Origin of the sequence: Chitinophaga ginsengisoli, assembly GCF_003014595.1 — a bacterium.
Lineage (GTDB): Bacteria > Bacteroidota > Bacteroidia > Chitinophagales > Chitinophagaceae > Chitinophaga > Chitinophaga ginsengisoli.
In genome coordinates, this window is record NZ_PYGK01000001.1 from 382,171 (window position 1) to 401,015 (window position 18,845).

At 46.4% G+C, this 18,845-nt stretch carries 17 protein-coding genes; 12 read left to right on the top strand and 5 right to left on the bottom strand.

From position 1 onward, the window contains the following. Nucleotides 1-4: 4 nt before the first annotated feature. Complete coding sequence (recQ, locus tag CLV42_RS01585; protein WP_106600148.1) at nucleotides 5-2,206, bottom strand: DNA helicase RecQ; 2,202 nt, start codon at nucleotides 2,204-2,206, stop codon at nucleotides 5-7. A gap of 304 nt (nucleotides 2,207-2,510) precedes the next feature. Between recQ and CLV42_RS01590 the strand changes: the two genes are divergently transcribed. The 3 genes from CLV42_RS01590 (at nucleotide 2,511) to CLV42_RS01600 (ending at nucleotide 5,796) form a co-directional block, all read left to right on the top strand. Further along, complete coding sequence (locus tag CLV42_RS01590; RefSeq protein ID WP_106600149.1) at nucleotides 2,511-3,485, top strand: KpsF/GutQ family sugar-phosphate isomerase; 975 nt, start codon at nucleotides 2,511-2,513, stop codon at nucleotides 3,483-3,485. A 1-nt stretch (nucleotide 3,486) separates the two neighbouring features. Beyond that, nucleotides 3,487-4,578 carry a mannose-1-phosphate guanylyltransferase gene (locus CLV42_RS01595; RefSeq protein ID WP_106600150.1) on the top strand — a complete coding sequence of 364 codons (1,092 nt, stop codon included), beginning with the start codon at nucleotides 3,487-3,489 and terminating at the stop codon, nucleotides 4,576-4,578. 84 nt (nucleotides 4,579-4,662) lie between these two features. Beyond that, entirely contained in the window at nucleotides 4,663-5,796 is a 1,134-nt protein-coding gene (locus tag CLV42_RS01600; protein ID WP_106600151.1) for a methionine aminotransferase, read from the top strand. Nucleotides 5,797-5,887: 91 nt separating this feature from the next. Here CLV42_RS01600 and CLV42_RS01605 read toward each other — a convergent pair whose 3' ends face one another. The 3 genes from CLV42_RS01605 to CLV42_RS01615 form a co-directional block, all read right to left on the bottom strand. Beyond that, the gene (locus CLV42_RS01605; RefSeq protein WP_106600152.1) at nucleotides 5,888-6,568 is read right to left on the bottom strand and encodes a carbonic anhydrase family protein; all 681 of its coding nucleotides are present in this window, start codon (nucleotides 6,566-6,568) and stop codon (nucleotides 5,888-5,890) included. Nucleotides 6,569-6,621: 53 nt separating this feature from the next. Further along, complete coding sequence (locus CLV42_RS01610) at nucleotides 6,622-8,268, bottom strand: SulP family inorganic anion transporter (RefSeq protein ID WP_106600153.1); 1,647 nt, start codon at nucleotides 8,266-8,268, stop codon at nucleotides 6,622-6,624. A 215-nt stretch (nucleotides 8,269-8,483) separates the two neighbouring features. After that, nucleotides 8,484-8,774, bottom strand: a complete 291-nt coding sequence (locus CLV42_RS01615; protein ID WP_146154293.1) for a hypothetical protein — start codon at nucleotides 8,772-8,774, stop codon at nucleotides 8,484-8,486. Between the two features lie 621 nt (nucleotides 8,775-9,395). Between CLV42_RS01615 and CLV42_RS01620 the strand changes: the two genes are divergently transcribed. From CLV42_RS01620 to CLV42_RS01635, 4 genes are all read left to right on the top strand, one after another. Further along, complete coding sequence (locus CLV42_RS01620; protein WP_106600155.1) at nucleotides 9,396-9,722, top strand: PadR family transcriptional regulator; 327 nt, start codon at nucleotides 9,396-9,398, stop codon at nucleotides 9,720-9,722. Between the two features lie 45 nt (nucleotides 9,723-9,767). Continuing rightward, nucleotides 9,768-11,567, top strand: coding sequence for a PspC domain-containing protein (locus CLV42_RS01625; protein ID WP_106600156.1), 1,800 nt, complete (start codon nucleotides 9,768-9,770; stop codon nucleotides 11,565-11,567). Between the two features lie 179 nt (nucleotides 11,568-11,746). Next, a complete protein-coding gene (gene feoB / locus CLV42_RS01630) occupies nucleotides 11,747-13,882 on the top strand; it encodes a ferrous iron transport protein B (protein ID WP_106600157.1) in 2,136 nt (711 codons plus the stop codon). 59 nt (nucleotides 13,883-13,941) lie between these two features. Beyond that, a complete protein-coding gene (locus tag CLV42_RS01635) occupies nucleotides 13,942-14,850 on the top strand; it encodes a M28 family peptidase (RefSeq protein ID WP_106600158.1) in 909 nt (302 codons plus the stop codon). Here the strand turns inward: CLV42_RS01635 and CLV42_RS01640 are convergent. Then, nucleotides 14,790-15,464 carry a DUF922 domain-containing protein gene (locus CLV42_RS01640; RefSeq protein WP_106600159.1) on the bottom strand — a complete coding sequence of 225 codons (675 nt, stop codon included), beginning with the start codon at nucleotides 15,462-15,464 and terminating at the stop codon, nucleotides 14,790-14,792. The genes CLV42_RS01635 and CLV42_RS01640 overlap by 61 nt on opposite strands. Before the next feature lie 64 nt (nucleotides 15,465-15,528). Between CLV42_RS01640 and paaA the strand changes: the two genes are divergently transcribed. The 5 genes from paaA to nadD are packed head-to-tail and all read left to right on the top strand — an operon-like array spanning nucleotide 15,529 to nucleotide 18,844. Then, nucleotides 15,529-16,533 carry a 1,2-phenylacetyl-CoA epoxidase subunit PaaA gene (paaA, locus tag CLV42_RS01645; RefSeq protein ID WP_106600160.1) on the top strand — a complete coding sequence of 335 codons (1,005 nt, stop codon included), beginning with the start codon at nucleotides 15,529-15,531 and terminating at the stop codon, nucleotides 16,531-16,533. Nucleotides 16,534-16,576: 43 nt separating this feature from the next. Next, the gene (locus tag CLV42_RS01650; protein WP_089829587.1) at nucleotides 16,577-16,945 is read left to right on the top strand and encodes a 1,2-phenylacetyl-CoA epoxidase subunit B; all 369 of its coding nucleotides are present in this window, start codon (nucleotides 16,577-16,579) and stop codon (nucleotides 16,943-16,945) included. Between the two features lie 13 nt (nucleotides 16,946-16,958). Further along, on the top strand, nucleotides 16,959-17,714 hold the full coding sequence (paaC, locus tag CLV42_RS01655; protein ID WP_106600161.1) for a 1,2-phenylacetyl-CoA epoxidase subunit PaaC: 756 nt from the start codon (nucleotides 16,959-16,961) through the stop codon (nucleotides 17,712-17,714). A 12-nt stretch (nucleotides 17,715-17,726) separates the two neighbouring features. Beyond that, a complete protein-coding gene (gene paaD, locus CLV42_RS01660) occupies nucleotides 17,727-18,218 on the top strand; it encodes a 1,2-phenylacetyl-CoA epoxidase subunit PaaD (RefSeq protein WP_106600162.1) in 492 nt (163 codons plus the stop codon). A gap of 56 nt (nucleotides 18,219-18,274) precedes the next feature. After that, a complete protein-coding gene (gene nadD, locus CLV42_RS01665) occupies nucleotides 18,275-18,844 on the top strand; it encodes a nicotinate (nicotinamide) nucleotide adenylyltransferase (protein ID WP_106600163.1) in 570 nt (189 codons plus the stop codon). Nucleotide 18,845: the final 1 nt, after the last annotated feature.

Below are 18,845 nucleotides of genomic sequence, written 5' to 3' on the forward strand. Positions count from 1 at the left end.
GCTATTAGTTTCCATATTCCACCAGGAACTTGATACGCATGAGTTTCAGTTGTTCGATGGTGTAATCGCTTTCTATCAGTTCCTCGCGTGCCAGCGCCAGACTCGAGGTCTCGCAGCCTTTGAAATATTCCATGATCTCATCCTGTGCATAATCGTCCAGTTCTTCGTCCAGACAATAATCCAGGTTCAGTTTAGTACCGCTTGCTACAATGGTTTCCATTTCATCCAGCAACTGCGGAATGGTTAATTCCTTATTGCGGGCAATGGTTTCCAATGGCATCTTTTTATCGATATTCTGTATGATAAATACTTTGAGACCACTCTTATTCACCACGCTCTTCATCACAAAGTCGTCAGGCTTTACGATGTCGTTCTCTTCCACATATTTGGAGATAACGTCCACAAATTGCTTACCATAGCGGATGGCTTTACCCTTACTTACACCCTGGATCTTTTCGAGTTCCTGTACAGTAGTAGGATATTGGGTGGCCATATCTTCAAGGGATGTTTCCAGGAAGATCACGAAAGGAGGCAGGTTCTTTTCTTTTGCAACCTTTTTACGCAGTTCCTTCAGCATTTCGAACAGCACAGTATCTGCAGATGCCTGTGCCTCAGTGGCTACATCGTCATCCTCTCCACCGTCTTCTTCAAACTGATGGTTGAGGGATACCATGATAGAATATGGCTCTTTCAGGAATTTGTGTCCTTTTTCTGTGATCTTCAGCAGGCCGTATTCTTCTATATCCTTTTCTATCAGGTCTTCCAGCATCATCTGGCGGATGAGGGAATTCCAGAAGTGAGCGTCAAATTCCTTGCCCTGGCCAAATACTTCCAGCTGATTATGCTGATAAGTGGTGATCTGCGGATTCACTTTTCCTGTAATGATGTTCACGACATAGTCACTACCAAAGCGCTCTTCCAATGCTTTGATGGCGTTGAGTACAATCACCACCCGGTTCTTCACCTCGATCTTTTCTTTCGGATTCCGGCAGTTGTCGCAGGCATTATTACACTGTGATTCCTCGTACTTTTCACCAAAGTAGTGAAGAATTACCTTCCTGCGGCAGGCAGAGCTTTCTGCATATGCTACAGTTTCATTAATGAGCTGTGCACCCATTTCCCGCTCACTCAATGGTTTATCGCGCATAAGGTGTTCCAGCTTCTGTACATCCTTATAGGAGTAAAAACAGACGCAGATACCTTCCAGTCCATCACGACCGGCACGACCCGTTTCCTGGTAATAGTTTTCCAGGCTCTTCGGAATATTGTAGTGAATAACGAAACGGACATCAGGTTTATCGATTCCCATACCAAAGGCGATGGTCGCCACGATCACATCCACATCTTCATGCAGGAACATGTCCTGACGCTGGGCACGGGTACCTGCATCCAGGCCGGCGTGGTAGGCAACAGCTTTAATGTTGTTAGCTACCAGCATGTCTGCCAGTTCTTCGGTGGTTTTACGATTAAGCGTATATATGATACCGCTTTTCCCTTTATGTAGGTGGATGAACTTAACGATCTCCCGGATGGTCTGGTCCTTTTTCCGTTTAGGACGGATCTCATAATAGAGGTTCGGCCTGTTAAAAGAAGAAAGGTACACCTGCGGATCGCGTAAGCCCAGATTCTTTACGATGTCACTCTGTACTTTAGGAGTAGCAGTAGCGGTCAGCGCTATAATAGGAAGGTTACCATTGATCTGTTCTATCATCTCCTTCAGACGGCGGTACTCCGGACGGAAGTCATGCCCCCATTCCGAGATACAGTGCGCCTCATCTACAGCGATGAAAGAGATCTCCAGTTCCTTGAAGAACTCCAGGTTTTCCTGCTTGGTCAGCGTTTCCGGTGCTACATAGAGCATTTTGGTCTTGCCGGAAAGCAGATCCGTCCTTACTTTTTTTATCTGTGCTTTTGACAGGGTAGAATTGAGAAAGTGCGCCACATTATCTTTACTGCTGTATGAGCGGACCAGGTCCACCTGGTTTTTCATTAAAGCAATAAGAGGAGATACTATCAGCGCGCAACCCGGACTCATAAGAGCCGGTAATTGATAACATAAAGATTTCCCTCCGCCGGTTGGCATAATAACAAATGTATCTTTACCGGCTAGGATGCTTTTGATGATGATTTCCTGGTTCCCTTTGAAGGAATCAAACCCAAAGTGTTCCCGTAATGCATCTATCAAACTTACCTTTACAACAGCCATTGCATTCAAATTTAAAACAAATAAACTCTAAAGAAAGTAACAAATTATGGATATTGTTTATGTGTTTTTTAGGGGACACGAAGTTAACTAAAAATGCGCTGACCGGCAATTATTTTATGCGCTTCAGCCAGTTGCGACTTACCTAAATGGCTGATCAACCTGTATTTAACTGCCCCGCAAGCGTCCCGTCAGGAGGGCTAAAATGAGAGATCGGGAAAAATCTGCCTGGAATGGCGCCTTATTACAAAATAAGACAATATCATCGGTTTAATCTGCTGAATCCTAGTTAACTTTGTGGCTGCCCATGAAAAATAGAACGGTTATTAATATTGCCGAAGTGGCGAACCGGACACTGAGCCTCGAGGCTGCAGCTATCTCCGAACTCAGGCAATACATCAATAGTGATTTTGAACAGGCTGTAGAATTGATTGCACATTGTGCCGGACGACTGGTAGTTTCCGGTATCGGTAAAAGTGCAATTATCGGTCAGAAAATTGTAGCGACATTAAATTCCACTGGCACTCCTGCGATTTTTATGCATGCTGCGGATGCTATCCACGGAGATCTGGGCATGATCCAGGAGGACGATATTATCTTATGTATTTCAAAGAGCGGTAACTCACCTGAGATAAAAGTATTGGTCCCACTAGTGAAGAACTTTGGGAATAAGCTCATCGGCATGGTGGGGAATATGGACTCTTTTTTGGCCAGGGAATCAGACCTGGTATTGAATACCACCGTCAGAGAAGAGGCCTGTCCTAATAACCTGGCACCTACCACCAGCACGACCGCCCAACTGGCTATGGGAGATGCGCTGGCTGTCTGCCTCATAGAATGGCACGGATTTACGGCTGCAGACTTTGCGAAGTTTCATCCGGGAGGCACACTTGGTAAAAAGTTATATCTCAAGGTGGGAGATCTGAGCCGCCTTCATAAGGCCCCGCAGGTGCAGAGAAACAGCTCTTTAAAAGAGATCATTGTTACGATCTCTTCCGGCATGTTGGGCGTAACGGCCGTGCTGGAGCCGGATGGAACATTGGGAGGAATTATTACTGACGGAGACCTTCGCCGTATGCTCGAAAAGAATATACCGGCAGAAAGCGTTACTGCAGAGAATATCATGTCAAAGTACCCGAAAACGATCCAGGAAGATGAATTAGCCATCAATGCCCTGGAGAAGATGAGAGAACATGATATTACACAACTACTGGTTTTGAGAGACAAACAATATATTGGTATCATTCATTTACATGATTTAATCAGGGAAGGAATTATATAAGATGACAGCTGTGAACAGGCATTTTTACGTGGCCATTATGGCCGGGGGAATAGGTAGTCGTTTCTGGCCCTATAGTCGTACTGATCACCCCAAGCAGTTCCTGGATATTCTGAATACCGGGAAGACGCTGTTACAATGGACCTTCGAGAGGTTTGCGCAATTTATTCCACATGAGAATATCTTTATCGTTACACACCATCACTATGCAGCAAAGGTGAGGGAACAGCTTCCCGAATTGCTGGTGGAAAACATCGTCAGTGAACCCTCCCGGAAGAATACAGCTCCGTGTATCGCTTATATTTCCCATAAGATAAACAGACAGGACCCTAAAGCAAATATTATCTGCGCTCCCGCGGATCATTTGATCATGGATCCTATCGCTTTCGCCAGTACCTGCCTGAACGCACTGATGTTCGTACAGAAACACAGCGCGCTCGTGACACTGGGTATCAAACCTACCCGTCCCGACACCGGTTATGGCTATATCCAGTTTGAAACACAACAGGTGGCAGATAACGTATACCCCGTAAAGACGTTTACAGAAAAGCCCAACCTGGAACTGGCAAAGACGTTCCTGCAAAGCGGAGACTTCCTCTGGAATGCCGGGATCTTTGTGTGGAACGTAAAGACAATACTCGCTGCCTTTAATAAATACCTTCCGGAAATAGACGAACTGTTCGTGCAGGGCACAAGCAAGTTGAATACACCAGAAGAGAAGAAAATGATAGAGAGCATCTATCCGCAGTGTACCAATATTTCCATTGATTATGCCATCATGGAAAAAGCGGATAACGTATATGTGATACCGTCCAACTTCGGATGGAGTGATCTGGGTACCTGGGCATCCGCATACGAGAACCTGGAAAGAGATGAAGATGGCAATGCTGTACAGGGCAAGAATGTAATGCTGGTCGATGCTACTAATTGTATGGTGAAGGCGCCCCAGGAAAAGCTGCTGGTCATACAGGGCCTTGATGAATTCATCGTGGTAGACACTTCTGATGTATTGCTGATCTGTAAAAAGGAGAACGAACAACAGATCAAGGAATATGTGGCCGAAGTAAAAAGAAACAAGGGAGAAAAATTCCTTTAAAGAATAAAACCAGGAACGGATGATCAATTACGGATTACATGTTTTAATTTCAGACATTGATTCGCAATTGATCATCCGTTTTTTATGTCAAAACTTCCTAAGGTAGGCACCACCATATTCTCTGTGATGTCTGCGCTTGCCGCGCAACACAAAGCCATTAATCTCTCACAGGGTTTCCCCGATTTTGATTGTGACGAATTACTGAAAAGACTGGTAAATGATGCCATGGAGGAAGGGCATAATCAATATGCCCCGATGCCAGGTATTATGCCATTAAGGGAAGTGATTGCTCAGAAGATAGAAAGCCTGTATGGCCAACAGGTAAATCCGGATACAGAAATTACGATCACACCCGGAGGTACATATGCGATCTTTACAGCTATTGCTACGTGTATTGGTCCTGGTGACGAGGTCATTATATTTGAACCCGCTTACGATAGCTACATTCCCAATGTACTGGTAAATGGTGGTGTGCCCGTATTGATCCCACTGTCTTTTCCTGATTATAGCATTGACTGGAACCTGGTGCGTAGTAAGATCACACCACGTACCAAGATGATCATGATCAATACCCCACACAATCCTACCGCCAGTATCATCAGCCGGGAAGACCTGGAAGAACTGCAAAAGATCGTGACAGCACATAACTTGCTTGTATTGTCCGATGAAGTGTATGAGCACCTGATATATGATGGCCAGGAACACCTCAGCATCTTGCGTTATTCGGAATTGCTGCGGAACAGTTTTGTCACATTCTCCTTCGGTAAGGTATTCCACAACACCGGTTGGAAAATGGGCTACTGTATTGCGCCAGCACATCTGATGTCAGAATACCGGAAAGTACATCAGTACCTCTGCTTCTCCGTGAATACACCCATGCAGTATGGCCTTTCCCGCTACCTTCAAACACCCGAACACTATCTTTCCCTGCCGGGCTTTTACCAGCAGAAAAGAGATTATTTCCTTGAGCTGATGAAGGATACCCGCTTTACGCCACTCTACTCAAAAGGAAGTTATTTCCAGCTGATGCGCTATGACCGTATCTCTGATGAGGGAGATAAGGATTTTGCCACCCGTATTACAAAGGAACTTGGCGTGGCCAGTATTCCGGTATCTGCATTTTATGAAAACGGGAAAGACGATCATGTAGTGCGGTTCTGCTTTGCAAAGAAGAAGGAGACATTGGAACAGGCGGCAGAACGACTCAGAAAGATATAAACATGGTATAAAGAAAAAAGCCACTCCTGGAGAAGAGCGGCTTTTCCTTTGTATATGACTACAAGCATGGCTTGTCAACAGTTGTTGGTCCTTAGACGGTTACCGCCTCAGGAGCCTCTTGGTACGCCTCACTGCCAATCACCAGGGTGTCTTCATGGAAGGTTACCACACCTGTTTCCACATTATACACAGCACCGATAATACCGATCTCGCCGTTCAGGATCATGTCGCGCAGAATATGGCTCTGCTCCATAATGGCCTGTACGGAACGCTTCGTATGAAGGTCTGTTACTGCATCCACAAATTCAGGGTTTGAAGATGTTCTGTTTTCTTTGATCGTCTTTTCTGCATACACAGCCGGCGTGATCTTACCCAGCAATCCTGTCAGGTTACCCATTTCCACTTTGTCACAAGCACCTTTGATAGCACCACATTTCGTGTGACCGAGTACCACGATAAATTTTGAGCCAGCCACTTTACACGCATATTCAAGACTACCCAGCACGTTTTCAGAGATCACTGCTCCTGCCAGACGGATACTGAAGATGTCGCCCAGACCCTGGTCAAAGATGAGTTCTGCAGAAGTACGGGAGTCCATGCAGCTTACAATAGCCGCCATTGGCCACTGACCATCACGGGTTTCATTTACCTGCTCCAGCAGGTTACGATGCAGGCGTAGATTGTCTACAAAACGCTCATTACCATTCCTGAGAAGTTCATAAGCCTGAGCGGGAGTGATATTGGACTGAGATGCTTTATTTAATGTTTTCATTTTTTTCAACTTTTACTGTTTTAAGAATTAATCCGTTCCTGCTGCGACTGTTTTTAATTCAATTGCAGCTCTTTCAACAATTGTTCATGATTGCCGGTGATGGTATGCACATGGCCACTGGCAATTTTTTCCTGATGTTCAGGAGAGATATTTTCCGTATTCGGAAGCTTGTATTGCTCCCTGAATCCGGTCAGGATCACAGTAATATTCTTCTCAACGGCCTTTACATCTTTAAACTCACGGATTGTTTCCAATACATCGAAGTCTATATAAGTTGTTTTGCTCGCGTCTATTACTACTGTGGTGTTTTCCGGCATATGGTCGAGCGTCAGCAGGATGCTGGCCTTGTTCAGGAAAGAGACTTCCTGTGCCAGTTCCAGGATGATGCTATCGCCGGTTCTGTATTTTTCCTTGCGGAAGAAATAAGAGCTGCGGATGTTACCACGTAAAATGGCGATGACACTTACTGCCATACCAAGGGCGATACCAATCAGCAGGTCTGTAAATACGATGGCGACTACTGTTACCAGGAATGGGATCCACTGGTACTTACCATTCTTGAACATGTCTTTAAAGATGGAGATCTTACACAGCTTGTAACCGGTTACCAGCAGTACTGCTGCCAGTGTTGCCAGCGGGATCTTATTCAGTAAGGATGGTATTAGTGCAGCACAGACCAGCAGCAGGGAGCCATGTACGATAGTGGAAAGCCTGCTACGGGCGCCGGCATTGATATTGGCAGAGGAACGCACTATCACTGATGTAACAGGCAAACCACCCAACATACCACTTACGATGTTACCAATACCCTGTGCCTGCAGCTCCCGGTTAGGGGAGGAGTACCTTTTCTGCGGATCCAGTTTATCAGTAGCCTCCAGGTTCAGCAATGTTTCTATGGAAGCCACAACAGCGATGGTAGCCCCTACGATCCATACGTCCTTGTTGGTAATGGCGCTGAAGTCAGGTAGGCTGAACTGGCCGATAAATGAATTGAAGTCTTTAGCCACAGGCAGACTTACCAGGTGGCTGGGAGCAACTGCCAATACGCTGCCGGTTGCAATAAACAGGGTATTCAGACCTACGCCAACAAGCACTGCTACCAGTGGTGCAGGGATCACACCCAGTTTCGGGATCTTATTCCAGTAGAGAATGATCGCTATGGAAACCAGGGTGATTAATGTTGCCCCAAGATGAATATGATTAAGTGTGGAGAGTAAAGCAGTGATGCTATTATCCCCATCTATCTGGATAAATGCGAAATCTCCTTCGGAATCGGCGTCATAACCGAACGCATGTGGTAGCTGCTTCAGTATAATGATAATACCAATAGCGGTCAGCATCCCCTTGATGACGTTGGAAGGGAAGTAGTTAGCCACAACACCGGCCTTTAACAGGCCAAGTGCTAACTGTATGATACCGCCAACAACAACCGCCAGCAGGAAGACGTCAAATACGCCGAACTTGGTAATGGCTGTCAGCACCACTGCCGTAAGACCAGCCGCTGGGCCACTTACGCTCAGTTGGGAACCACTCAGTGAACCGATCACCAAACCGCCTACTATACCGGAAATCATACCGGCAAATAACGGAGCGCCTGATGCCAGGGCAATACCCAGGCAAAGAGGTACCGCTATTAGAAATACAACGAGACCGGCCGAGAAATCACCTTTCAGGTTGGAAAATATAGATTGCCTGCTCATAGTCGGAAGGATTTAAAGAACGCAATGCGTTGAAAACAGGGAATACGAATGCCTTAGTACTACAAGGCATAGTGACGGTACTCCTGTTCTGTGAATAATAAAATGGATAATGGTAAGTGAAGCGCGGAGGAATGCGCCGGAAAGTGCAGCATATGTATTAGTAACATGTCAGGAATGCCCTTTCAGGCATATGACAGGTCCTAAACACAACATAATTAACAGTTGGGTGGGGGACAGTGAATTTCGCGGGCAGGACTCTGAGGAATTTCTGCAAAGAAGTTATAATGAAGACTTTTTACCAATAATGAAGGTTCGAACTGAATGGAGTTGTCGTTGTTCAGGAACTTTAATTCCTTACCCAGTTTTACGAGATCGCAGCAACCGCCATCTTCAACCGGATGCTCTTCAACGATCTGGTTATTGAACAATAGCCTCCCCATCTCCTTTATTGGAAGGAGCTGTGTGCACATCAGTGCCAGGAGGAATATGCCAATAATTCTTTTCATCGTTCCGCACAAAAATAGGTAAGCCGAGGCCGACTTTGTAAATATACCATTTAAAAAAATGTTAAATCGCCTTTTATGATGGATGGTTGTAACCGATCCTTTATAATGTAAGCCCGTTCTGGTTATGGTCTGATACCTATATCTCCATATCGCTATACCGTCATCTGGATATCACTTCACCGTCATATCTATATCCCATCGATATACAAATGTCGGTGAAATGATATGGAAATGACGGCAAAGTGATATGGAAGAAACGGGAAAAGATCGAACCCATAAGCATTCTTAATGGGCGTTTAAGCGGATCCTTTTGACCAGCGGGGAATTTAGAATTCCAGGAGCCGCATCTTCCGGTGGTAAATCCTTCCCGGATACGTTCATACCGGCCTAATACCATTCATCACAAAAGGGAAAATTTAAAATCAAGATAAAATGAGTCTGTAATGCAATACCATGGCTGTAAGCGGCGGCTTACTGCGGTAATATCTAAAGCCAATTATTTTGTTTTCTATGGTATTGTGTATTGCATAGTAGTATAAAGTTCCTATCTTTACACTGTAATCATCAAAAACCACCATTAGAAATGTTTAAGTATCATTTTATTCATAAAGCTCACTTGCCATGAATATAGATAACACACAGTCACAGATGAGAAAAGGGGTGCTGGAATTCTGCATTCTCTCAGTCATCAAGCAAGGAGAAGCTTATCCTTCAGACATTATAGAAAAAATGAAAGAAGCGAAGCTGGACATCCTGGAGGGCACCCTTTACCCGCTACTCACACGACTTAAAAACGCAGAATTGCTGTCTTACCGATGGGTTGAAAGCAGTTCAGGGCCGCCGAGGAAATATTTTTCCATGACCGAAAAGGGAGAACTGTTCTACAAGGAACTGGAAGCAACCTGGAACGAGCTGGCAAATGCGGTCACACAGCTCACAAGTAAATAACAACAAATACCATCCAATAACCAAAACCTAAAATAGAGACTCGAAATGAAAAAGATTATTAACATAAACCTGGCAGGCCGCCTCATAGCTATAGAAGATAGCGCGTATGAGATTTTGCGGCAATACCTGGACAGTCTGACGCGGTATTTCGCCCGCGAAGAGGGTGGGGATGAAATTGTGAGTGATATCGAGAGCCGCATAGCCGAACTGTTCCTGAATAAATTAAAAACGACCCATTGCATCACTGATGAGGATGTACAATCTGTGAAAGCAGCCATGGGTACTCCTGAACAGTTTGACGAAGCGGGAGAAAGCAATCAGAAACAACAGCCGGCAAACGACCCGGCATATGACAGCATACGTCCCCGCAAGCGGCTGTACCGCGACCCGGACAGTAAAGTACTGGGTGGTGTATGTGGTGGCCTGGGTGCTTACCTGAACGTAGATCCTGTAGTATTCCGTATCATATTTGCCCTGCTGGCCATTGGTGGCTTCGGTTCCGGCATCCTGGTATATTTCATCCTTTGGGTGGTAACCCCTGAAGCCAACACTGTAGCTGAAAAGCTGCAGATGCGGGGGGAGAAGGTTGATGTGAATAACATCAGGGCCACCGTACAGGACGAGATCAACGCGGCCAAAAGTCATCTGAAGAACTTCGGAAATGACGTGAGAAATTTTTCCCAGGGCCGCGGAAGACAATTTGGAAGTGATATAGAAAGGATTTTCCGTAACCTCTTTGAAGGATTGGGAAAAGTCCTGCTGTTACTCACCAAGGGATTCTTTTATTTTCTTGCGGTAGTGATCCTGCTTGCCCTCATCGGCGTAGGGATTGCCATCACCGCATCTTCTGCGGCCCTCTTCCCACTTAAGAACCTGATACTGGCAGGGCCTGTACAGAACCTGCTGTTGTGGATATCTATTCTGTTCCTGATCGGTATTCCTATCGTGGCACTGATCATATTCTTTGTCCGCAAGGCGACCGGCATAAAAGAAGCCAACCGCTATGTAGGATATACCCTCAGCCTGCTCTGGTTTGCAGGATTGATTTCCGCCATCATATTGGTAGTTTCTGTAATAAAAGACTTCCGGACCGGCAGCACTCCTATAAAAGAAAAATTTGCGCTCGTGCAACCTTCTGGTGGAAAGTTAGTCATTAAACAGTCGGACGATTATACCGGAATCGACGAAATAGAATTTTTCGATGATATTTTACGCGTAGCCGAAGACACCGTTATCATCAATACAGCCAGGATAAAAGTGGAAAAGAGCGACACAGACAGCTTTGAAGTGTATGTTGAGCGCTATTCCCGTGGTAGAAGAGTGTCCCAGGCGAGGGAACTGGCCAGAGAAATACAATACCAGATCGTTCAGAAGGATTCCATTTTGTATGTACCCAGTGGAATATCCATCCCGACCAATTCAAAATTCAGAGGACAACATGTGAGGCTCATTGTGAAAGTACCAGCCAATAAACACGTAGTGATGGACAAAAGCCTGAACTATTATAATAGTCACTGGGACAATGATGATGACTGGGATGAGTGGGGACACTACCATCAAAAAGGCCAGGTTGAGTTCAAAATGAATGATAACGGTTACCCGGAAGATCTTAACCCGGAGCATAAAAATGACTCCGACGATAACGACGACTCCGACAATAACAGCACTCCCGGCAACAAGACCGATTCCCTGGAAAGGAATTATCGCTACAAGGGAGGAAAACAGGAAAACAAAACACCTGTAGAAGATAGCGGATCAGATAAAGCCCCGGCTGCACAGCATAGCGCAGTAGCTATGGATGGCATGAGCGTGATCGCCTACAGCTTTTATAAACTGATTAAGTGATGGGACTGTGAATCTGGAGAAAACTTTGTCATCACAATAAGTTCAATAGTTAAAGAAACATTACCACGGTTTTTACCGTGGTTTTTTTATGTCCGATCTTTTTCCCGATCCGATATCAGCCCTGCCGTATTAATTCATAGTTTTGCGTTTTTAAACGTTTATCAGGATAAGGCTAAGGAATGCAGGCAACAAAAAAAGCAACGGTCAATATTGCGCTGGTAGGGAATCCAAATAGTGGGAAAAGTTCGCTCTTTAATGCGTTGACAGGTCTGAATCAGAAAGTTAGCAACTTTCCAGGCGTTACTGTTGACAAAAAGACAGGGGCTGCTACTATTTCTGCCCATCTGCAGGCTAATATCATAGATCTGCCCGGTACTTACAGCCTCTATCCTAAAAGCGCAGACGAGTTTGTTACCTACGATGTACTCGTAAATCCCTCCGCCGACGAACAGCCTGACATGATCCTCATTATAGCCGATGCCGCTAACCTGAAGCGGAACCTGCTCTTCTGTTCCCAGATCATGGACCTGAAAATTCCTGTCATTATCGGCCTTACCATGATGGACATTGCCCGGAAAAAGGGTGTAGAGATCGATGAGGCGGGCCTGGAAAGAGAATTGGGCGTACCGGTGGTGACCATCAATCCCCGGAAAAATAAGGGAATCCCCGAGCTGAAGAAGATGATTGACCTGATGGCGAGGGACAAACAATCTGTGCAACCCCGCGACTTTATAGACAGCCAGGCGCTGGCGCCGGAAGTGGTGACGGAAATCAGGAAGTATGTACAGGTAAAAAGCGATTATGCAGCCCTGCACGTAGCGGTGAATCACCACGAACTGCCGTTCCTGAACGGCGGACAGAAACTGGCTATTACAAATATTCTTCAAACATATCATTTCAATAAGACCAAAGTACAGGCGGAAGAGATCATGCAGCGTTATGCGAGGATCAAACACATCATGAAGAATACCGTGGTGGAAGCCGATCCTTTGCAGAAACAGCTGCAAACAGAAAAACTTGACAATCTGCTGCTGCACCGTTTCTGGGGATATGTGATCCTGCTGGGGATCATGTTCTTCATGTTCCAGAGCATCTTCTGGCTGGCGTCTTTCCCAATGGATTGGATAGAGGCCGGCTTTGGTGCATTAAGCGGCTGGCTGAAGGATGTGTTGCCGGCCAACTGGCTGACGGATATCCTGGTGAACGGTATTATTGCTGGTTTGGGAGGGATCGCTGTATTCGTTCCACAGATCATGATCCTGTTTGCCTTCATTACTGTACTGGAAGATACCGGCTATATGGCCAGGATCAGCTTCCTGACTGACAGGCTGATGAGGCAAGTAGGCCTGAACGGAAAATCGGTCATGCCGCTGATCAGTGGCGTAGCCTGTGCCGTACCCGCCATCATGGCCACCCGTAATATTGAAAACCGGAAGGAACGCCTGATCACTATCCTGATCACACCGCTTATGAGTTGCTCCGCCCGTTTGCCCATTTATACGGTGATGATTGCCCTGGTGATTCCCAATAAACCCATACTGGGCTTCCTGAACCTTCAGGGAGTAGTGATGATGGGATTATACCTACTGGGTTTCGTCATGGCGCTGATCATCGCTGCTATACTAAAGCTGTTCATCTCTATAAAGGAAAAGAGCTATTTCATCATGGAGCTGCCGGTATACAGGGCGCCCCGTTGGGCGAATGTGGGTACTACCATGGTACAGAAGGCCAAGATCTTTATCACAGACGCCGGTAAGGTGATCATGGTGATCTCTATTATACTATGGTTCCTGGCTTCTTATGGCCCTAAAGAGAAGATGCACCAGGTGACCGCCCACTATGAACAGCTAAAGGCTGCCCATCCGGAACAAAAGGAAAAGCTGGATATGGAAATGCAATCTGATAAACTGGCGAATTCCTATGCCGGTGTATTAGGGCATGCCATTGAACCAGCTATCCGTCCGCTGGGATATGACTGGAAGATCGGGATAGCGCTGATCACCTCTTTTGCTGCCCGTGAAGTGTTTGTAGGGACCATGGCAACGTTGTACAGTGTAGGGGAGTCTCCGGAGGATGACGACGCTACACTGCGGGAAAAGATGAGCAATGCCACCTGGCGGGATGGCCGGCCGGTATATACCCTGGCCAGCGGTATCTCCCTGATGTTGTTTTACGCCTTTGCCATGCAGTGTATGAGTACCCTGGCTATTGTAAAAAGGGAAACGAAATCCTGGAAGTTCCCGGCTGTCCAGTTTGTGTATATGACCGCACTGGCATATCTTTTTGGCCTGCTTGCTTTTCAATTGTTGAAATAAGTGGCTGGCAGACAGCACGCAGTGAAATACCTTATATTGCACTATAACCACAATAAGGTATGAAAATAGTCATCCACAGCTTGCTGCTTTTATTGGCTGTTAGTACACATGCACAGTCATTAATAGATTCTACCCAGTTAATAAAAGATATACAGACCCTTTCTTCTGATAAATATGAAGGCCGGAAAGTCGGTACCCGCGGCAGCCGGCAGGCCCAGTTCTATCTTATCGGGCGCTTTAAGCAGGTGGGGCTGACGCCATTCCACAACACATACGAGTATCCCTTTTATTTCGACCAGGGAGAGAAGCAGATCATGGGCACCAACCTGTTCGGATACATCAAGGGTAAATCTGAATCCATTATTGTGGTTAGCGCGCATTATGACCATTTGGGCATACGGAGTGGCACTGCGCCAGACAAAGACAGCATCTACAATGGTGCGGATGACAATGCCTCCGGAACAGGGGGCTTATTAGCGCTGATGGCTTATTATAAGAAACACCAACCGGAACACACCATGATCTTTGTAGCATTTGATGGAGAGGAGGAAGGATTGCAGGGGGCAAAGGCTTTTGTGAAGCAACCACCGGTACCGGTTACGCAGATGGTGTTGAATATTAATATGGATATGATTGGCCGAAATGAGAAGAACGAATTGTATGTCTGCGGATTAACCCAGTTCCCCGAGTTGAAGAATTATGTGGATGAGGCAGTCAATACAGGCGGACCGGTAAAATTGCTCTCCGGTCATGATAAAAAAGAGGAAGGTTCCAATAACTGGATCAACCAGAGCGACCATTATGAATTTTATAAGTTAAAGATCCCCATGCTTTATTTCGGAGTGGAAGACCATCCCGATTATCACCAGGTATCGGATGAGTTCAAGGGTATCTTGCCATCTTTCTATTACCAGGCTGTTTTAAAAGTGCTGACCGTTCTGGAATCTGCAGATAAGGGTGTAAAATGAGGGGTAAGGGCGCCTTCCAGTGTTAACGCTGCCAAGGCTTCTCCTATAGAGCGTTTCCAGTTTTTCTGGGCGGCGGGGTCCTGTCCGTGGTTGGTATCCCGGTCGTAGGCTTCCTGCAACTTGTTCATTTCCCGGAAGGCTTCAATATATTGATACTGAATGATGCTGTCGAAATCGTCAGCAGTCAGTTCCATATTTTTAATGCGTTGCTGGAACCTGAGCGCCACCAGCCAGGTAATATCGAAATGCAGTTGTTCATGCTCCAGGGCAAATTCGTCTTTTGCAAAGGATTTGACCCAGGAAGCGCTCTTGACAAAGAACACCTGTAATGTGAGATTGATCTGCAGGGTATCTTTCCGCTGAAGGCTGCTGCCCTCATAGGCGAAGCTCGTGTAAGATACCGCACCACTTGGCCCGCGTAGGGGAGCCGTTGCTTTGAAGTCGGACCAGCGCAGCTTGCGGTGAGGCTGGTAGAACAGGCTGTCGGAGTTGGGATTTTCGGGTCGCCTGTCTGGCGAGAAGACGACTTTTATAACCGTAGTCGGGGGCATGTCCTTCAGGGGCGTGACAGGATGCAGGAAACAACAACATATGAGCTGAAGGAATAAAAACATAGTACCTCCTAAGAGTTAAAGGTACATTTTTTCGTAACTTACAACCTACCAAAACAATCGCACTATGTACGGTGGCGGATACATTTTCGACGAACCCAACAGGAAACAGCAGCGGGAAGAACAACTGCATGATGATCCTGTAAAACTGGCCGCGTTTGAAGCGCGTATAGCCAGAGGAGAAAAAATTGAACCGGGCGACTGGATGCCGGCGGAATATCGCAGACAGCTCATACGACTGATCGAACAACACGCACATTCCGAAATAATTGGCGCACTGCCGGAAGGAACCTGGATCACCCGGGCGCCGGGTTTTAAACGCAAACTGGCGCTTATTGCCAAGGTGCAGGATGAAGTAGGGCATGGACAACTGTTGTACAACGCCGCAGAAACACTGGGCAAATCCCGGGAAGCAATGATCAATGATCTGCTGAGTGGGAAGTCAAAGTATTCCAACGTCTTTAACTATCCGGCCAAAACCTGGGCAGACGTTACCGTGATCGGGTTCCTGATCGATGCGGCGGCCATTGTGAACCAGGTAGCTAATTCAAAAGGCTCTTACGGACCCTACTGCCGGGCCCTGGAAAGGATCTGTTATGAAGAAAGCTTCCACCTGAAACAGGGGCATGATGCTTTCATCGAACTGGCTACCGGTACGCCGGCCCAGAAAGAGATGTTGCAGGATGCGCTGAACCGCTGGTGGCAACCGATCATGCATTTCTTTGGTCCGCCGGATAAAACCTCCAGCCACAGTGAAAAGCTGATGCAATGGAAGGTGAAAATGGCCAGCAACGACGATATGCGTAACCAGTTCCTGGATGCATACGTCCCCAAGATATGGGAATTGGGGTTGACACTTCCGGATCCGCTGTTGAGAAAGAACCCCGATACAGGTAAATGGGAATACTCCGATCCTGACTGGGACCTCTTTTTTGAAGTGATCAAAGGAAATGGTCCCTGCAATAAAGAGAGACTGGATGTAAGGAAATGGGCGGAAGAACATGGCCGCTGGATCAGAAAGGCGCTCATGCGTCCTGAAGAAATGGAACGCAGTGCGCTCCCGGTGGCATAAAAGCCCCTCCACGTAATTATTATAATAGTAGTACCACGATTTTATGAATGACTCACTAGATCCACGTGTTAACCGGCTCAGGTTAGATAAGAATGACGGCTCCTTCAAAGTAGAAGAAGGAGAGAACTGGAATGTATTCGAAGTATTCCACCAGGAAAAAAGAGGGGCGCACCATGAACATGTAGGTTGCGTACATGCCCCTGACGCCAATCTGGCATTGATCTTTGCCAAGGAACAATTTGGACGCCGCAAGAAATGTGTGAATCTATGGGTAGTACGTAGCGCGGATATTCTCGCGTTCGACCTGGAAGATGAAGACATGTTTGCCAACAATCCGGACAAAACATACCGGGATGCCAGCGGTTTCAAAGTGATGGAAAAGATCAACAAGTTTAAAGCACACACAAAATAGTCCCCACATCCCAATGCAGATACAACAAGCACTACAGGAACTGATCACAAAAATGGCAGATGATGAACTGGTGATCGGACATCGCAATTCTGAATGGACTGGCTTAGGCCCTGTCATGGAAGAAGACATTGCCTTTTCTTCCATGGCGCAGGACAAGATAGGCCATGCATTGGCACTTTACCGCCTGTTGGAAGAGCACTTCGGCGGCACAGATCCTGACCAGTTTGCATTTCTCCGGAATGCAGCAGACTTCAGGTGTTGCCACTTTGTGGAAATGCCTATAGGTTCTTATGAGTTCAGCCTGATGCGGCATTTTCTTTTTGATCATGCCGAAACAGTACGATATCAGGCCCTTGCACTAAGCAAGTTTGCACCTTTTCAGCATCTGGCCGGAAAAGCAAAAGGGGAACTGAAGTATCATACACTACATGCTGATGCCTGGATCATACAACTCTGTACCGCGGGCAAGGATAGCCGGGAGCGTATGCAGGCGGCATTGGATAATAGCTTCCAGCTGGCAGGAGGCATCTTTGAACCGGGACCGGCAGAGGAGCTGCTGATAGCAGAAGAGATCTATCCCGGAGAATCGGCTTTATACAAACAGTGGCTAAGTCACATATCCCCGGTTATGGAAAAAGCGGGATTGGTATTACCGGAAATGACAGCACCGGTATATGGTGGCCGTACCGGCAAACATACCCCGTATCTACAGCAATTACTGAATGAAATGGGAGAAGTGTTCCGTCTCGACCCTGAAGCAACCTGGTAGAAATAAACAACTATGCAAACAATAACAACACTGCAGGCCGTATATCATTCGCTGGAGCAGTTGATGGATCCGGAAATTCCTGTATTGAACGTACTGGAACTGGGCATGATCACAGATGTTAAAGTGGATATAGAAGGCGTGCACATTAAGATGATCCCTACCTTTGCGGCCTGTCCTGCAATAGACCTCATTAAGGAAAACATTAAAAATGCCGTTGAGAAAGACCTTCAAATGCCGGCATTTGTAAGTGTAGACAAGGAAGTGAACTGGAACAGCAACCGGCTGACAGCTGAGGCCAAAGAGAAACTTCGTGATTTCGGTATCGCGCCTCCCGGCAGGCATGAAGGAGATGTTAATCTGGATATGCTGGTAAAAGTGAACTGCCCGCATTGTGGCAGTGAAAACACTTATCTGCGTTCGCCCTTTGGGTCTACCCTCTGCAGAGCCATGCATTTCTGTAAGCAATGCGGTATGATGTTCGAGCAGTTTAAGCCACTCTCGTAGCCACATATATCACATATCCCTATTATTGATTACATTCACGCTCAAAAAACAGGGGCATGAAGATAGGCTTGTATTTTGGGTCCTTTAATCCTATACATACCGGGCATCTGATTATAGCTAACTATGTGGCATACAATTCGGACCTCGATAAAGTATGGCTGGTGGTATCACCTCAAAACCCTTTAAAACCGGCAGGATCATTACTGAATGAACATAACCGCTTTCACCTGGTAGAACTGGCTATTAAAGATGAACCCAAGCTCAGGGCCAGCAACATTGAGTTTTCCCTGCCAAGACCCTCCTTCACCATTGATACACTCACCTATCTGACAGAGAAGTTTCCCACGCAAGAATTCACGATTATTATGGGTAGCGATAGTTTCCAGAATATCACCCGCTGGCGTAATTACCAGCAGATCATCAAAAACTATCCTATTTATGTGTACCTGCGTCCAGGGCACGAAGTAACGGAAACACATGGCGCAAAGGTGGAGATCATGAAGGCGCCGATGCTGGATATTTCGTCTACAGACATACGTAAATGGATCCAGGAAGGAAAATCAATACGTTACCTGGTGCCCGACAATGTGGTGGCATACATCGCTGAGAATAATTATTATAAGTAAA

What these genes read in the sequence shown, in the direction of transcription:
- CLV42_RS01615 (WP_146154293.1), bottom strand. Translation starts at nt 8,774, where the DNA reads ATGAAAAGAATTATTGGCATATTCCTCCTGGCACTGATGTGCACACAG.
- recQ (WP_106600148.1), bottom strand. Translation starts at nt 2,206, where the DNA reads ATGGCTGTTGTAAAGGTAAGTTTGATAGATGCATTACGGGAACACTTT.
- paaC (WP_106600161.1), top strand. Translation starts at nt 16,959, where the DNA reads ATGCAGATACAACAAGCACTACAGGAACTGATCACAAAAATGGCAGAT.
- CLV42_RS01650 (WP_089829587.1), top strand. Translation starts at nt 16,577, where the DNA reads ATGAATGACTCACTAGATCCACGTGTTAACCGGCTCAGGTTAGATAAG.
- CLV42_RS01610 (WP_106600153.1), bottom strand. Translation starts at nt 8,268, where the DNA reads ATGAGCAGGCAATCTATATTTTCCAACCTGAAAGGTGATTTCTCGGCC.
- paaD (WP_106600162.1), top strand. Translation starts at nt 17,727, where the DNA reads ATGCAAACAATAACAACACTGCAGGCCGTATATCATTCGCTGGAGCAG.
- paaA (WP_106600160.1), top strand. Translation starts at nt 15,529, where the DNA reads ATGTACGGTGGCGGATACATTTTCGACGAACCCAACAGGAAACAGCAG.
- CLV42_RS01590 (WP_106600149.1), top strand. Translation starts at nt 2,511, where the DNA reads ATGAAAAATAGAACGGTTATTAATATTGCCGAAGTGGCGAACCGGACA.
- nadD (WP_106600163.1), top strand. Translation starts at nt 18,275, where the DNA reads ATGAAGATAGGCTTGTATTTTGGGTCCTTTAATCCTATACATACCGGG.
- CLV42_RS01600 (WP_106600151.1), top strand. Translation starts at nt 4,663, where the DNA reads ATGTCAAAACTTCCTAAGGTAGGCACCACCATATTCTCTGTGATGTCT.
- CLV42_RS01605 (WP_106600152.1), bottom strand. Translation starts at nt 6,568, where the DNA reads ATGAAAACATTAAATAAAGCATCTCAGTCCAATATCACTCCCGCTCAG.
- CLV42_RS01620 (WP_106600155.1), top strand. Translation starts at nt 9,396, where the DNA reads ATGAATATAGATAACACACAGTCACAGATGAGAAAAGGGGTGCTGGAA.
- CLV42_RS01640 (WP_106600159.1), bottom strand. Translation starts at nt 15,464, where the DNA reads ATGTTTTTATTCCTTCAGCTCATATGTTGTTGTTTCCTGCATCCTGTC.
- CLV42_RS01595 (WP_106600150.1), top strand. Translation starts at nt 3,487, where the DNA reads ATGACAGCTGTGAACAGGCATTTTTACGTGGCCATTATGGCCGGGGGA.
- CLV42_RS01625 (WP_106600156.1), top strand. Translation starts at nt 9,768, where the DNA reads ATGAAAAAGATTATTAACATAAACCTGGCAGGCCGCCTCATAGCTATA.
- CLV42_RS01635 (WP_106600158.1), top strand. Translation starts at nt 13,942, where the DNA reads ATGAAAATAGTCATCCACAGCTTGCTGCTTTTATTGGCTGTTAGTACA.
- feoB (WP_106600157.1), top strand. Translation starts at nt 11,747, where the DNA reads ATGCAGGCAACAAAAAAAGCAACGGTCAATATTGCGCTGGTAGGGAAT.